Source organism: Rhodococcus sp. NPDC054953, from assembly GCF_053609225.1.
In genome coordinates this window covers 61,922-77,221 of sequence record NZ_JBSGXD010000001.1, presented here as the reverse complement: position 1 = coordinate 77,221, position 15,300 = coordinate 61,922, and the positions used below count along the sequence as shown (strand labels likewise).

At 71.0% G+C, this 15,300-nt stretch carries 15 protein-coding genes; 11 read left to right on the top strand and 4 right to left on the bottom strand.

Annotated elements, in window-relative coordinates; genetic code table 11:
• Positions 1-12: 12 nt before the first annotated feature.
• On the bottom strand, positions 13-459 hold the full coding sequence (locus ACWF62_RS00260) for a hypothetical protein (protein WP_378505789.1): 447 nt from the start codon (positions 457-459) through the stop codon (positions 13-15).
• A 183-nt stretch (positions 460-642) separates the two neighbouring features.
• Here ACWF62_RS00260 and ACWF62_RS00255 point away from each other — a divergent pair, with 183 nt between their 5' ends.
• Together ACWF62_RS00255 and ACWF62_RS00250 are read left to right on the top strand one after the other, a co-directional pair.
• On the top strand, positions 643-1,059 hold the full coding sequence (locus ACWF62_RS00255) for a hypothetical protein (RefSeq protein ID WP_378506038.1): 417 nt from the start codon (positions 643-645) through the stop codon (positions 1,057-1,059).
• Positions 1,060-1,155: 96 nt separating this feature from the next.
• Positions 1,156-2,130: a pseudouridine synthase gene (locus tag ACWF62_RS00250; protein WP_378505788.1), complete on the top strand. Its 975-nt coding sequence runs from the start codon at positions 1,156-1,158 to the stop codon at positions 2,128-2,130.
• Here ACWF62_RS00250 and ACWF62_RS00245 read toward each other — a convergent pair.
• Positions 2,087-2,986, bottom strand: a complete 900-nt coding sequence (locus ACWF62_RS00245; RefSeq protein WP_378505787.1) for a LysR family transcriptional regulator — start codon at positions 2,984-2,986, stop codon at positions 2,087-2,089. The two genes, ACWF62_RS00250 and ACWF62_RS00245, sit on opposite strands and share 44 nt — an antisense overlap.
• A 78-nt stretch (positions 2,987-3,064) precedes the next feature.
• Between ACWF62_RS00245 and ACWF62_RS00240 the strand changes: the two genes are divergently transcribed.
• The 3 genes from ACWF62_RS00240 to ACWF62_RS00230 all read left to right on the top strand — a co-directional run bounded on the left by ACWF62_RS00240 (position 3,065) and on the right by ACWF62_RS00230 (position 6,863).
• Positions 3,065-3,985, top strand: a complete 921-nt coding sequence (locus ACWF62_RS00240; protein ID WP_378505786.1) for an EamA family transporter — start codon at positions 3,065-3,067, stop codon at positions 3,983-3,985.
• Positions 3,986-4,094: 109 nt separating this feature from the next.
• Entirely contained in the window at positions 4,095-4,451 is a 357-nt protein-coding gene (locus tag ACWF62_RS00235; protein WP_378505785.1) for a hypothetical protein, read from the top strand.
• A 48-nt stretch (positions 4,452-4,499) separates the two neighbouring features.
• A complete protein-coding gene (locus tag ACWF62_RS00230) occupies positions 4,500-6,863 on the top strand; it encodes a sulfatase-like hydrolase/transferase (protein WP_378505784.1) in 2,364 nt (787 codons plus the stop codon).
• A gap of 86 nt (positions 6,864-6,949) precedes the next feature.
• Here the strand turns inward: ACWF62_RS00230 and ychF are convergent, their stop codons facing one another.
• Entirely contained in the window at positions 6,950-8,029 is a 1,080-nt protein-coding gene (gene ychF, locus ACWF62_RS00225; protein ID WP_378505783.1) for a redox-regulated ATPase YchF, read from the bottom strand.
• Positions 8,030-8,199: 170 nt separating this feature from the next.
• Here ychF and ACWF62_RS00220 point away from each other — a divergent pair, with 170 nt between their 5' ends.
• Complete coding sequence (locus ACWF62_RS00220; protein ID WP_378505782.1) at positions 8,200-8,403, top strand: hypothetical protein; 204 nt, start codon at positions 8,200-8,202, stop codon at positions 8,401-8,403.
• Position 8,404: 1 nt separating this feature from the next.
• Here the strand turns inward: ACWF62_RS00220 and ACWF62_RS00215 are convergent, their stop codons facing one another.
• Entirely contained in the window at positions 8,405-8,980 is a 576-nt protein-coding gene (locus ACWF62_RS00215) for a class I SAM-dependent methyltransferase (protein ID WP_378505781.1), read from the bottom strand.
• Between the two features lie 115 nt (positions 8,981-9,095).
• Here ACWF62_RS00215 and ACWF62_RS00210 point away from each other — a divergent pair, with 115 nt between their 5' ends.
• The 5 genes from ACWF62_RS00210 (at position 9,096) to ACWF62_RS00190 (ending at position 15,287) form a co-directional block, all read left to right on the top strand.
• On the top strand, positions 9,096-10,673 hold the full coding sequence (locus ACWF62_RS00210; protein WP_378505780.1) for an FMN-binding glutamate synthase family protein: 1,578 nt from the start codon (positions 9,096-9,098) through the stop codon (positions 10,671-10,673).
• A 90-nt stretch (positions 10,674-10,763) separates the two neighbouring features.
• Positions 10,764-13,064, top strand: a complete 2,301-nt coding sequence (locus ACWF62_RS00205; protein WP_378505779.1) for a carbon starvation CstA family protein — start codon at positions 10,764-10,766, stop codon at positions 13,062-13,064.
• Positions 13,064-13,246: a YbdD/YjiX family protein gene (locus ACWF62_RS00200; protein ID WP_378505778.1), complete on the top strand. Its 183-nt coding sequence runs from the start codon at positions 13,064-13,066 to the stop codon at positions 13,244-13,246. Before ACWF62_RS00205 ends, ACWF62_RS00200 begins: the two co-directional genes overlap by 1 nt.
• Before the next feature lie 62 nt (positions 13,247-13,308).
• Entirely contained in the window at positions 13,309-14,787 is a 1,479-nt protein-coding gene (locus ACWF62_RS00195; protein WP_378505777.1) for a DNA-3-methyladenine glycosylase 2 family protein, read from the top strand.
• Positions 14,784-15,287 carry a methylated-DNA--[protein]-cysteine S-methyltransferase gene (locus ACWF62_RS00190; protein ID WP_378505776.1) on the top strand — a complete coding sequence of 168 codons (504 nt, stop codon included), beginning with the start codon at positions 14,784-14,786 and terminating at the stop codon, positions 15,285-15,287. The genes ACWF62_RS00195 and ACWF62_RS00190 overlap by 4 nt, the downstream gene beginning before the upstream one ends.
• Positions 15,288-15,300: the final 13 nt, after the last annotated feature.

Here is a 15,300-nt window from a genome sequence, read left to right as displayed (position 1 = left end):
TACGATCGCGGGCTACCCGCGGCGGTCCGGGTCCGTTCCGAACACCGAGAAGGTCGTGTAGTACCGGTCGGGGTCCGCCTCCGGTTTCGCGGGCGGCGCCGCGGCGATCCGGCCGAGCGCGCGGGCGACGCGCGGGTCGGTGAGTAGCCCGGCCCGCAGCGGGTCGGCGCTGGCCTCGGCGTCCTCCCGCGCGGCGGCGTGCAGATCGGTGATCGTCCTTGCCAGCCGGTCCGCGCCGAGCCGCAGCGCGTCGGGGTGCAGGTCCAGCACCGTCATCCGGCCGTCCACCCCGACCTCGATCCGGACCCGGCCGTCCGGGGTCTGTGCGCGGCCGCGCACCCGGTCCAGGTCCAGCTGCAGCCTGCGCGCGGTGACGGCCAGCTCGGCGAGGTCCTGCTCAGCCGGACACTCCTCGGCGGACTCGGCCGAATGCCCGTCCGCGGCCGACGATGTCGGCATCACGAAATCCCCCACGATCCCCCCGGCTCGTTCGCGGCGGCTGGTTCGCTGCCGCGCCCGCAGGGTAGCAACTCGCCGGGCGGGCCGCCCGACAATCTGCGCCGGAGTGGACCCGGCGCGGTATGCGGGAGAGGATGGGATGACGCCCGGCCGGTTCGCCCCGCCACCGAGGAGGTCATCGTGATGAATCCCGTTCGCGGACTGGCCATGTGCGCGGCCGTTGCCGCCGCATTCCTGACCACGACGGGGGTGGCATCGGCCGCGGCTGCCGTTCCCTTCCAGGTCGCACCCGCGCCGTTCGGCAACCCGAACGGCAGCTTCGATGTCCCGGCGATCCGCTGCGCGACGGTGGTCGGCGAGCGGCCCGGCGACCTGACGATCACCGGTTCGATGCCCGGCCGGTGGGGCTGCCTGATCAACGCCGAGGCGCGCTGGCTGAACCTGTCGACCGGGGCGTCCGGCACGGCCCGACTCTCGGACGGGCTGCACGGGTATCCGCCGGAGGCGACCGTGCACACCGGCGCCGGGCAGGTCGCCGTCGTCCTGATCCCGCTCCCCGGCTCGGTCACTCCGGGCGTCGCCGCGGTCGCCGTGCCGTGAACCGTGGGCGCCGCCACCGAACGGGCGGTTACCGGGCCGCGCACTCGGCGGATGGTCCGGTAACCACCCGTTCGACGAGGTTCCGCCGATGAGAGGATGGCGGGCGTGCCGATGCCCCCACCGCTGCCCGTCCGGAACGGGGTCGGGCCGACCCGACTGCGGGTCCCGGCGGCCGGGCCGTGGGCGACGATCGCCGAGTACATCGTCACCCGATTCGACCACCTCGACGCGGACGACCTGTACCGACGCGTCGACGCCGGCGAGATTGTCGGGGCCTGCGGCGACCCGATCGGACGCGGCACGGAGCTGGGTGCGCACCGCTTCGTCTGGTACTACCGCGACCTGCCCGCCGAGGATCCGATTCCGTTCCGCGAGGAGATCCTGCACCACGACGACGATCTCGTGGTGATCGACAAACCCCATTTCCTGCCGACCACGCCGGGTGGGCGCTATCTGCGGGAGTCGGCGCTGGTCCGGCTGCGGACCCGACTCGACAATCCGGACCTGACGCCGATCCATCGTCTGGACCGCGCGACCGCGGGACTGGTGATGTTCTCGGCCCGGCCCGCGACCCGCGGCGCCTACCAGTCGCTGTTCGAGCAGCGGCAGGTCGGGAAGGTGTACGAGGCGGTGTCGCGGCAACCGGCCGGCTGGGACCCTGCCGCTCCTACCCTGGCGGGGCGCCCGCTTCCGGTCGTCTACCGGAATCACCTGACCGTGCGCCGCGGCGAGTTGCGGGTCGTCGTCGACGACGACCGCGAGCCCAACGCCGAGACGGTGGTGGAGGTGCGCGGCCGCGGTGTGAGCCGGTCCGGGCTGGACGTGCTGCACACGGTGCTGCGCCCGCGCACCGGGCGGATGCACCAGCTGCGGGCGCATCTCGCGGCGCTCGGCGTCCCGATCCTGGGTGACAGGTGGTATCCCGACCTGCTGCCGGAGGCGCCGGACGATCACCGCCTGCCGCTGCAACTGCTCGCGCGGGAGTTGATGTTCACCGATCCGCTGTCGGGGGCGCCGCGGCGGTTCGTCACCCGCCGGACGCTGGCCGAGGCGCCGGTGACGGACGGCTGACCACCTCGACGAACGCCCGCGCGGCCCGCGACGGGTTGAAGTCGCTCCACGCCAGGTATTCGACGCGACGCGGCCCGTCCCGCACGGTGACCGCGCGCAGGTCATCGCCCTCGGGCATCACCCCCGGCGGCAGCAGTGCGACGGCGAGACCGTTGCGGACCAGCCCGAGCATCAGGCCGGTGCTCATCACCTCGAAGGCGATGTCGCGACCGAGCCCCGCCTCACGGAAGGCGAGATCGCTCTGCGCCCGCCCGCCCGACCCCTCGGGAAAGTCCACGAAAACCTCGTCCGCAAGGTCCGCGAGCCGCACGCTGCGGCGGTCGGCGAGCGGATGCCCGACCGGAACGACCGCCACGTGCCGGGCACTCGCGAGCACCCTCGCGCCGACACCCGTCCGTGCCAGCGCACCGGGCAGGCCGAGCACCGCCACGTCCATCGAGCCGTCCGCGATCGCCTCGACGAACACGTCGCTGGCCCCTTCCCGCACGGTGACCCGCACCCCCGGATGTGCGCGGCGAAACTCGCCGAGCGCGGCCGGGATGTCGACGGCGGTGACGGTGGGGATGAGGCCGATGGTCAGCGTGCCCCGGAGCTGCCCGGCGGCCGCGGCGGCGTCGGCGGCCGCGCGCTCCGCGGATCGCAGGCACGCACGGGCCGCGGCAAGGAACGCCTCGCCCGCGTCGGTCGTCTCGACCCGGCGGCTGTTCCTGGCGAACAGCGCGACGCCGAGCTCGCGCTCGAGGGCCTTGATCTGGTGACTGAGCGCGGACTGCACGACGTGACAGCGGGCGGCGGCGCGGGTGAAGCTGCGCTCCTCCGCGACCGCGAGGACGTACCGCATCTGCTGAAGCTCCACCGCAACATGATGACCGTTCATTGTTCCTATGACAACAATGTGTTGGATTCATGGTTCGGACGGGCAGACGATGACTCCATGACCACGACGATCACAGCACCCGCCCCGCGGACCACCGCACCGTTCCCGGTGTCCCTGACCCTGCTGACCGCCCTCGCGCCGGTCCTGTGGGGCACGACCTACATCGTCACCACGCACCTGCTGCCCGCCGGCCACCCGCTGTTCGCGGCGTTGATGCGCTCGCTGCCCGCGGGGGTGATCGCGCTGCTGATTGCCCGCCGCCTGCCGCACGGATCGTGGTGGTGGAAGAGCCTGGTGCTGGGCACCCTGAACATGGGCGCGTTCTTCCCGCTGCTCTTCCTCGCCGCGCAGCGCCTCCCCGGCGGCGTCGCCGCGACCCTGGCCGCCGCGCAGCCGATCGTCGTCGCCCTGCTCGCCGTTGCGGTCCTGCACGAACGGCTGTCCGGGTGGCGGGTGGCCTGGGGCGTGATGGGCATGGTCGGCGTCGCCCTCGTGGTCCTCGGCCCCGCGGCGGGCCTCGACCTGATCGGCATCCTCGCCGGTCTCGGCGGCGCCGTCTCCATGGGCACCGGTGTCGTGCTCACCAAGAAGTGGGGCCGCCCCGACGGCGTCTCCGCGGTCGGGCTCGCCGGCTGGCAGTTGACCGCGGCAGGCCTGGTCCTGCTCGTTCCGGCCCTGGCGATCGACGGCATCCCCGAGGGCATCGACGGTCCGGCCGTCGCGGGCTACCTGTGGCTCGGGCTGGTCGGCGCGCTCGCCGCCTACAGCCTGTGGTTCGCGGGCATCCGCCGACTTCCCGTCACCGCGACCGCGCTGCTCGGGTTGCTCTCGCCGCTCGTCGCGGCGCTCCTCGGCGCCGTCGTCGCGGACGAGTCACTCCGCCCCGTGCAGCTGCTCGGCTTCGCCGTCGCGTTGACCGCGATGCTCGCCGGCCAGGTGTCCCGCGCCACCCGGTCCGGAAAACAGGTAGTCGCGTAGGTAGTTCGACGCATGACACCGGCGTCGCCGGACCCGAGGATGTGACGGACCGCACATCCGGATCGTGCGGACCCTCCCCGAACGGCCTCGAGAAAGGCGCCGCACCCCGATGAACCCCCACCTGCGCACGTGCAACGACTACCTGGCCGCGACCCTCTCCCACGACTTCGTCGCGGACGGCGTCGACGCGGACGCCGTCGAACGAATCCACCGCGGCGAGGTCGGTGACTGGGTACACGCGTTGGCCCGGTCGGGCCTGTTCGCCAACCTGGTCGTCGCGAACGCCGCGCACGCGTGGCGGTACGACCCGCGCTCGCTCCTCGACGCCCTCATTGCCGAGGCCGACGAGGTGACCGCCAAGCGCTACGACTCGGCGTGGCGGGCGATGGATGCCCGCCGAACGGGCGGTTACCGGGACACCCACTCGGCGTTCGCCCCGGCAACCGCCCGGTCGGAGACGAGCTGAGCTGTGTCGTTACCAGCCAGGCTCATCGCCTGGTGATGCAATGCCCACATGAGCGAGCACACCACCGCTGCGTCAGCCGCGGGCCGATCGGCGATACCCGAGCCGTTCCCACCGTTCGAGGGCACCGTCGGCACGACCTACAAGGAGTCGACAGCCGCGTGGCCGCAAATCCCGACACCGGCGGAGGGCGCACCGAACATCGTCGTGATCATGCTCGACGACGTCGGGTTCGGTCAGACTTCCACGTTCGGCGGGCTGATCCCGACACCGAACCTCGACAAACTCGCCTCCGAGGGGCTGCGGTACAACCGCTTCCACACGACCGCGGTGTGCGGGCCGTCGCGCGCTGCCCTATTGACCGGACGCAACCACCATGACGCGGGCAACGGCTACCTCATGGAGTGGTCGACCGGATTCCCGAGCTACACCACGATGATCCCGCGCACCACGGCCACGGTCGCGGAGGTGCTGCGCGGCAACGGCTACTCCACCTGGTGGTACGGCAAGAACCACAACACCCCCGACTGGGAGACCAGCGTCGCAGGACCGTTCGACCGGTGGCCGACCGGGATGGGGTTTGACTACTTCTACGGTTTCAACGCCGGTGAGACGCACCAGTTCTACCCGGTCCTGTTCGAGAACACGACCCCGGTCGAACCGGACAAGGGTCCCGAGGACGGCTACCACCTGATGACGGACATGACCGACCGGGCAATCACGCGGATGCGGTACGCCAAGTCGGTCGCACCGGACAAGCCGTTCTTCATGTACTTCGCTCCCGGCGCGATGCACGCCCCGCACCACGTCACCAAGGAATGGCGCGACCGATTCGCGGGCGCCTTCGACATGGGCTGGGAGAAGTACCGGGAGATCGTGTTCGAGAACCAGAAGAAGATGGGCATCATCCCGCCGGACACCGAACTGACCCCGCGCCCGGAGTGGGTGCAGGAATGGGACACGCTCAGCGATCAGCAGAAGCAGGTGTACTGCGCTCTGTTCGAGAACTACGCCGGATATTTCGCGTTCACCGACCACGAGGTCGGCCGCCTGCTCGATGCGATCAAGGATCTCCCTGACGCCGAGAACACCCTGGTCCTGTACATCGTCGGTGATAACGGCGCTTCCTCCGAGGGCGGCCCCGACGGCACCCTCGACGAGATCAAGAACCTCGGCGGGATCATGCCCACGATCGAGGAGATCATTGCCGACCTCGACAAGCTGGGTGGCCCGGAGACCGAACCGCACTACCCGCTGGGCTGGGCGTGGGCCGGCAACACCCCGTTCCAGTGGGTCAAGGCCGTGGCCTCGCACCTCGGCGGGTCCCGCAACCCGATGGTGGTCAGCTGGCCCGGGAGGATCACGCACGACGACGCCCCCCGCGATCCGTTCCTGCACCTCGTCGACATCGCCCCGACGATCTACGCGGCCGCGGGAGTGACGATGCCCGACACCGTCAACGGGATCGAGCAGCTGCCGCTGGCCGGGAAGTCGTTCCTGGACAGCTTCACCGACCCGACGTTCCAGGGCCGAACAGAGCAGTACTTCGAGATCATCAGCAACCGCTCAATCTACGAGGACGGCTGGAAGGCGAACGCGCAGCACACCCTGCCGTGGCGGCAGGACCTCGCCCCCGGCGACTGGGAGAACGACAGGTGGGAGCTCTACCACCTCGACGATGACTTCTCCGAGGCCCGCGACTTGGCCGACACAATGCCCGACAAGCTCGAACAGATGAAGGCCGCGTTCGATGAGGCCGCCGAGAAGTACCACGTGTACCCGCTCGACGACCGCGGCGTCGCGCGGGCGATCCTGCCGAAGCCGACGCCGCCCGGCTCGGACCCGAAGGCGACCTCGTTCACGTTCTACGAGGGTGCGACCCGGCTCCCGGAGAGCGCGGCGCCGTCGATGAAGAACCGCAGCTGGACACTCGCTGCACACATCCGCACCGATGGCGCGGCGACGAACGGCGTCGTCATCGCCATCGGTGGTGTCGCCGGCGGCATGTCGCTGTACCTGAAGGACGGGGTGCCGACCTTCGACTACAACTACTATGGCGACCACTGCACGGTCCGGGCCGCAGGAACGCTGACCGCGGGCGATGCCGTGATCGGTATCGAGTTCGACTACGACGGTGGCGGTATCGGCAAGGGCGCGAATCTCATCCTGACCGTCGACGGCACCCGGGTCTGCGACGGCCGACTGGAGGCCACCGTGTTCGCCCGCTTCGGTGTCGACACCTTCGGTATCGGCGAGGACACCGGCCAGCCCGTCACCGCCGACTACCGTCCACCGTTCCGGTTCACCGGCAGCATCGACCGGGTCCGGATCGACCTGGGCCCGCTGGACCTGAGCCCAGAGGATCAGCACCGGGTGCACCACACCGAGATCAAGGCCGCACAGCGCAGGGAGTGACAGCGCACCGTCCGGGCACCGTCGAACGGGCGGTTACCGGGACACCCACTTGGCGTTCGTCCCGGCAACCGCCCGTTCGGTGGGTGCTACACGTTGAAGCGGAACTCGACGACGTCGCCGTCCTGCATGACGTAGTCCTTGCCCTCCATCCGCACCTTGCCCGCGGCCTTGGCCGCGTTCATCGAACCCGCCGCGGCGAGGTCCTCGAAGGAGACGATCTCGGCCTTGATGAAGCCGCGCTCGAAGTCGGTGTGGATGACGCCGGCGGCCTGCGGGGCGGTGTCGCCCTTGCGAATCGTCCAGGCGCGCGACTCCTTCGGCCCCGCCGTCAGGTAGGTCTGCAGGCCGAGGGTATGGAAGCCGGTGCGGGCGAGGGCGTGCAGGCCGGGCTCGGTCTGGCCGATGGACTCGAGCATCTCCTGCCGGTCCTCCTCGTCCAGTTCGAGAAGTTCCTGCTCGACCTTCGCGTCGAGGAACACCGCGTCGGCGGGCGCGACGGAGGCGCGCAGCTCGGCGACCTTCGCGTCGTCGGTGAGGATCGCCTCGTCGGCGTTGAAGACGTACAGGAACGGCTTGGTGGTGAGCAGGTGCAGCTCGCGCAGCAGGCCGAAGTCGAGGGTGTCCTTGACGGAGAATAGGGTCTTGCCCTCCTCGAGGACGGCCTGCGCCTTGACGGCCTCCTCGTGCTGCGGCTTGAGCTCCTTGTTCTTCTTCGCTTCCTTCTCGAGGCGCGGCACCGCCTTCTCGAGGGTCTGCATGTCGGCGAGGACGAGTTCGGTCTCGATGATCTCGATGTCCGACGCCGGGTCGACGCGGCCGTCGACGTGCACGACGTCGTCGTCGGCGAACACCCGGACCACCTGGCAGATGGCGTCGGCCTCGCGGATATTGGCGAGGAACTTGTTGCCGAGGCCCGCGCCCTCGGAGGCGCCCTTGACGATGCCCGCGATGTCCACGAACGACACCGTCGCCGGGAGGATGCGCTCGGAGCCGAAGATCTCGGCGAGCGTCACCAGCCGCTCATCGGGCAGCTCGACCAGGCCGACGTTCGGCTCGATCGTCGCGAACGGGTAGTTCGCCGCGAGCACGTCGTTCTTGGTCAGGGCGTTGAAAAGGGTCGACTTGCCGACGTTCGGGAGGCCGACGATTCCGAGGGTAAGGCTCACGGATTCCACAGTCTACGGTGGTCGCCCCCGGTTCCGACACCCACCGCCCACAACTCGGCCGCCCCTCGACAGGCGCTGGCCGCTGCGCTCACCATGGGAGGGCACGATCCGAGCGCGCCGACCGGACGCTCCCCGCGGTGCGTCACCACCCTTCGGGCAGGAGGAACCCCATGTCCAGGACCTCGCTCCGCGCGGCGGTCGCCGCCGCGGCCGCAGGCGCGGCGATCGTCGTCGCCCCCGCCGCCGCGGCGGCTACCCCGGTGCCCGTCGTCTACAACCCGCAGCAGGGCCCGCTCACGGCCGCGGTCACCTGCGCGCCGAACCTGCTCATCCCGTTCTTCGGCGGCATCGCGTTCGACATCTGCTGGGCCTGAGCTAGGGCCTGCGCGCCACCGTCACCGCCCAGCCGGCGTCCGGGTGCCACGGACGCAGATCCCAGGTCGAGAAGCGGTGCTCGCGGGCCAGGCCTGCCGCGGCCAGGTCGGCGTCGAAGGCGTCCACCGTGTACCGGTGGTCGGTGGCGAACCCGGCGACCAGCAGCCCGCCCGGCGTCAGGTGCGCGGCGAGCCTGCGGCATACCTGCGCCTCACTGCCCGGCGCAAGGAAGATCATCACGTTGCCCGCGACGACGACCGCGTCGAACGGCTCCCCCGGCAGGTCCAGCTCCGCCAGATCGGCCTGCACCACCTCGAGCAGGCCGGTGCCGCGGGCAGCGGCGAGCAGCACCGGGTCGAGGTCGACCGCGGTGACGGCGTGGCCGCGGCGCGCGAGTTCGGCGCCGACCCGTCCGGTCCCGCAGCCCGCGTCGAGGATCCGCGACCCGCGGCCGACCATCGCGTCCACGGCCCGCGCCTCGCCGTGCAGGTCGGCGCCCGATTCGGCCAGCTCCTCGAAGCGGCGCACGTAGTCGCGGGAGCCGTCCGGGCCTCGTTCGTCCTGCCATCTGGTCATGCGCACACCCTAGGACGGTTCTCCCGACACCCGCGGCGTGGCGTCGACGCCCGGACCGGCCGGACGGTGCCACCATCGGTGTCACCAATGACGTGCACGCGTGGGAGGAACGTGGATGACGAGGAGCCTGATCGTCGCCGGACTGTGGGTGGCCGGGATCGCGCTGGCGGCGGCCGCCGTCGCCGCCGGGTGGGGGTGGTGGATCCCGGCGGCCGTCCTGCTTGCCCTCGCGCTGGTCGGGACGTGGGACCTGCTGCAACCGCGGCACAGCATTCTGCGGAACTATCCGGTGCTTGGGCATGCCCGCTTCCTGATGGAGAAGATCCGCCCGGAGATCCAGCAGTACTTCATCGAATCCGCCACGGACGGCAAGCCGTTCGACCGGGAGACCAGGGACCTGGTGTACGAGCGGGCGAAGGGAACCAAGGACGACGAACCGTTCGGCACCGAACGGGACGTGCACGCACCGGGCTACGAGTTCATGACCCATTCGCTGCGCGCCCGGCACGCCACCGAACTCGCGCCGACGGTCCGGATCGGCGGGCCGCACTGCACCCGGCCCTACGACATTGCGCTGCTGAATGTTTCGGCGATGAGCTTTGGGTCGCTGTCCGGGAACGCGGTCGAGGCGATGAATGCGGGCGCGGCCCGCGGCGGCTTCGCGCACGACACCGGGGAGGGCGGGATCAGCACCCACCACCGCAAGCACGGCGGCGACCTGATCTGGGAGATCGGGTCCGGCTACTTCGGCTGCCGCACCCCCGACGGCGACTTCGACCCGGAGGCGTTCGCCGCGAAGGCGGTCGACCCGCAGGTCAAGGCGATCTCGATCAAGTTGTCGCAGGGCGCGAAACCCGGCCTCGGCGGCGTCCTTCCCGGCGCGAAGGTGTCCGCGGAGATCGCGGAGGCCCGCGGTGTCCCGATCGGCCGCACGGTCGTCTCGCCGCCCGCGCACACCGCGTTCGGCACCCCGACCGAACTGGTCGACTTCATCACCACCCTGCGCACCCTGTCCGGCGGCAAACCGGTCGGGTTCAAGCTGTGCGTCGGGGCCCGCACCGAGTTCCTGTCGATCTGCAAGGCGATGCTCGACCGCGACATCGCCCCGGACTTCATCATCGTGGACGGGTCGGAGGGCGGAACGGGCGCGGCGCCGGTCGAATTCGAGGACCACATGGGCATGCCGCTGACCGAGGGCCTGATGCTGGTGCACAACGCGCTGGTCGGCACCGGGCTGCGGGACCGCATCCGGATCGGCGCGTCCGGGAAGGTCGCCAGCGGCAGCGACATCGTCAAGCGGATCATCCAGGGCGCCGACTTCACGATGGCGGCCCGCGCGATGATGTTCGCGGTCGGCTGCATCCAGGCACAGGCCTGCCACACCAACCACTGCCCGGTCGGTGTCACCACGCAGGATCCGGCGCGGGTCCGGGCGTTGGTGGTGGCGGACAAGGCGACCCGGGTGCGCAACTTCCAGCGGTCGACGGTGGCCAGCGCGGCGCAGATGGTGGCGTCGATGGGCCTGGACGGGTTCCACGAGCTGCGGCCGTCGATGCTGAACCGGCGGGTCGACGCGCACACCACGAAGACGTACGCCGAACTGTACGAATGGCTGCAGGACGGGGAGCTGCTCGACGATCCCCCGCAGAGCTGGCGCACCGACTGGATCGACGCGGGCCCCGACCGATTCTGAGGTCCCGCGGTCGGTTTCTCCACCGGGCGGCGGCGGCACCCGACCCCTAATGTGAGGCGGGACACATCCGCTCCCGGAGGGAGGCCCGCCATGACGACGGCAACGAGTCCCGGCACCCCGAGCGCCGACCCGAACGTCGAGTACCTGTACACCGACCCGGCGCTTCCGCCGGTCGGCGTCGTCGACCGGACCCCGATCACCCCGGCGAAGAAGCTGATCTTCGCCGCGATCGGCGTGCTCGGCGCGGTCGCCTGGTCGATGATCGCGATCGTCCGCGGCGAGTCGGTGAACTCGGTGTGGTTCGTGATCGCCGCGGTGTGCACGTACCTGATCGCGTACCGGTTCTATGCCCGGCTGATCGAGAACCGGATCGTCAAGCCCCGCGACGACCGCGCGACGACGGCGGAGGTGCTCGAGAACGGCAAGGACTACATGCCGACGGACCGTCGGGTGCTGTTCGGCCACCACTTCGCCGCGATCGCCGGGGCGGGTCCGCTCGTCGGTCCGGTGCTTGCCGCGCAGATGGGGTACCTGCCCGGCACCATGTGGATCATCATCGGTGTCGTTTTCGCTGGCGCGGTGCAGGACTTCCTCGTGCTGTGGATCTCGTCGCGCCGCCGCGGCCGCAGCCTCGGTCAGATGGCCCGCGAGGAACTCGGCGTGGTCGGCGGCGTCGCCGCCCTGATCGGCGTCTTCGTCATCATGATCATCATCATCGCGGTGCTGGCACTGGTGGTGGTCAATGCGCTCGCCGAGAGCCCGTGGGGCGTGTTCTCGATCGCGATGACCATCCCGATCGCCCTGTTCATGGGCGTCTACCTCCGCTACCTGCGCCCGGGGAAGGTGTCCGAGGTGTCGCTGATCGGGGTGGTCCTGCTGCTGCTGGCCATCATCGGCGGCGGCTGGGTCGCCGACACCGAGTGGGGAACGGACTGGTTCACCCTGTCCAAGGTCACCATCGCCTGGTTGATGATCGCCTACGGCTTCGCCGCCTCGGTGCTGCCCGTGTGGCTGCTGCTCGCCCCCCGCGACTACCTGTCGACGTTCATGAAGATCGGCACCATCGCGCTGCTCGCCGCCGGAATCCTGGTGGCGCAGCCCGCGATCCAGATGCCGGCGATGACCGAGTTCGCGAAGAACGGCGAGGGGCCTGCGTTCGCGGGATCGCTGTTCCCGTTCCTGTTCATCACGATCGCCTGCGGCGCACTGTCCGGGTTCCATGCCCTGATCTCGTCCGGCACCACCCCGAAGCTGCTGGAGAAGGAGCGGCAGACCCGGATGATCGGGTACGGCGGCATGCTCACCGAGTCGTTCGTTGCGATCATGGCGCTGGTCACCGCCTGCATCCTCGACCAGCACCTGTACTTCGCGCTGAACGCCCCCGCCGCCCTCACCGGCGGCACCGCCGAGTCCGCACCCGACTACCTCAACGGCCTCGGGCTCCCCGGCAACGACATCACCGCGGCGCAGCTGAACGCGGCAGCCGAGGCCGTCGGCGAGGAGTCGATCGTTTCCCGCACCGGCGGCGCCCCCACCCTCGCGTTCGGCATGTCCGAGGTGATGCACCAGGTGATCGGCGGCGAATCGTTGAAGTCGTTCTGGTACCACTTCGCGATCATGTTCGAGGCGCTGTTCATCCTCACCACCGTCGACGCGGGCACCCGCGTCGCCCGGTTCATGCTCTCCGACTCGCTCGGTAACTTCGGCGGCGCGGCGCGGCGGTTCAAGGACCCGTCCTGGCGTCCCGGCGCCTGGCTGTGCTCGGCGATCGTCGTCGGCCTGTGGGGCGGGGTGCTGCTGATGGGCGTGACCGACCCGCTCGGCGGCATCAACACCCTGTTCCCGCTCTTCGGCATCGCGAACCAGTTGCTCGCCGCGATCGCGTTGACCGTCGTCCTTGTCGTGGTGATGAAGAAGGGCCTGTTCCGGTGGGCGTGGATCCCGGCGATACCGCTGGTGTGGGACCTGGTGGTCACGATGACCGCGTCCTGGCAGAAGATCTTCTCCGACGTCCCCGCGATCGGGTACTGGGCGCAGTACAACGCGTTCCGGGAGGCACGGGACGCGGGCCAGACCTCCTTCGGTACCGCGAAGTCCCCGGAGGCGATCGACGCCGTCATCCGCAACACCTTCATCCAGGGCACGCTGTCGATCGTGTTCGCGGTGCTGGTGCTGATCGTCGCGGTCGTCGGACTGCTCGTGTGCATCAGGGCGTATCGGGCGGGCGGACTGCCCGACACCGAGGCGCCCGCGGTGCCGTCGACGATCTTCGGTCCTGCCGGCTTCGTCCCGACCAGGGCCGAGCGGCAGATCCAGCAGGAGTGGGACACGCTCATCGCGGAGGGCAAGGTCCGAGCCCCCGGCGCGGCGCACACGACGGGACACCACTGATGCGCGGGCTGGGGCGCGGCGTGCTGTGGTGGATCACGTCGCTGATGGGCGACCACGACTACCAGCGGTTCGTCGCGCACCGGCGGCGCGCGCATCCGGGCGCACCGGTCCCCACCGAGCGCGAGTACTGGCGCGAGCGGCACGCCGCCGCCGACCGGAACCCGGGCGCCCGCTGCTGCTGACGCCAGCCGTGACGGCCGATTTCCGCTAGCGCGGGGGCGGGTCGGACTGCCACGCTGGAGCCATGAACCTCGACTTCGACCGGTGCTACCGGGCCGTCTCGTCGCGGGACCCGCGCTTCGACGGACAGTTCTACACCGCCGTCCGCACCACCGGGATCTACTGCAGGCCGTCCTGCCCGGCGATCACCCCGAAGCGGGCGAACGTCACCTTCCTGCCCACCGCCGCAGCCGCCCAGCAGGCCGGGTACCGCGCGTGCCGCCGCTGCAGGCCCGACGCCGCCCCCGGCTCACCGCAGTGGAACGTCCGCTCCGACCTCGCCGCCCGCGCGATGCGACTGATCGGCGACGGCGCCGTCGAACGGGACGGCGTCACCGGACTGTCCGCCGCCCTCGGGTACTCGTCCCGCCAGCTCACCCGGACCCTGACCGCCGAACTCGGCGCGGGCCCGCTCGCGCTGGCGCGGGCCCACCGCGCCCACACCGCGCGCCTGCTGATCGAGACCACCGCGATCCCGATGTCCGACATCGCGTTTGCGGCGGGCTTCGCCAGCATCCGGCAGTTCAACGACACCATCCGGGAGGTATTCGCCGCGACCCCGACCAGGATGCGGGCGGACGCCGCCCGCCGCGGATCGGCACCGGCACCGGCGGGCAGCGTGTCGCTGCGGTTGCCGTACCGCCCGCCGCTCGACCGACACTGGATGGCCTGGTTCCTGTCCGGGCACGCGGCGGCGGGCCTGGAGTCGTGGTCCGGCGGCAAGTACCGACGGGTGCTGCGACTGCCGCACGACGTGGGGGTGGCCGCGGTGCGGTTCCGCGACGGCCACGTCCGCGCCGACCTGACGCTGCGCGACATGCGCGACCTCGCCCCCGCCGTCGCCCGGCTCCGGCACCTGCTCGACCTGGACGCGGACCCGCGGGCCGTCGACGACGCCCTCGGCGGCGACCCCGGGCTCGCCGGGGCGGTCGCCGCCGCACCGGGGATCCGGGTGCCCGGCTGCATCGACCCGGGAGAACTGCTGCTGCGCACCATGATCGGGCAGCAGATCTCGGTCGCGGCCGCGGCGACCCACACCGCAAGGCTGGTGACCGAACTCGGCGAGCCGATCACCGACCCGCACCTGACGCACGCCTGGCCCACCGCGGCCGCGGTCGCCGAACGGGGACGCGAGATACTCACCGGGCCCGCCTCCCGGGTCGACGCGATCGTCGCGGTGGCTGGCGCGCTCGCGGACGGATCACTGTCATTGCACGGCGGTCGCACCGCGGCCGACCTGCGCGCGGACCTGCTCTCCCACCGGGGCATCGGGCCGTGGACCGCCGACTACGTCACCATGCGCACCCTCGCCGACCCCGACGTGCTGCTCGACACCGACCTCGTCGTCCGCCGCGGCGCTGCGGCCCTCGGCATTCCGCTCACCGTGCCGGACCGGTGGGCGCCGTGGCGCTCGTACGCGTCGATGCACCTGTGGCGCACCGCGCTCACGGCCCGCGGCAGCATCCCGACCACCCCGACCCTCGACCCGAAGGACCCCCGATGACCGCCGCACACAGCACCGTGACCACCCCGGCCGGACCGTTCACCGCCATCGTCGACGGGGACGGCGCGGTCCTCGCCTCCGGGTGGACCGACGACGCGGACACCCTCCTTGCCCTGATCCACCCGGCGCTGCGCCCACCCGGCACCGCAGCCCGCCCCGACCTCGGGCCGGTCACCCGAGCCGTTGCCGACTACCACGCGGGCGACCTGACCGCGATCGACCCGATCCCCGTCGCGCAGCGGTCGGGCGAGTTCCTCGAGTCGGCGTGGCGGGTGCTGCGGAAGGTGCCCGCCGGCGATCCGGTGACCTACACCGAGTTCGCCGCGCTCGCAGGCCGACCGGCCGCCGTCCGCGGCGCGGCGTCCGCGTGCGCCCGCAACGCCGCAGCCCTGTTCGTGCCCTGCCACCGGGTGATCCGGGTCGGCGGCGGGCTCGGCGGCTTCCGCTGGGGATTGCCGACGAAGCGCTGGCTCCTCTCCCACGAGCGGACCGCGGGGTAGATTCGGCCGCGTG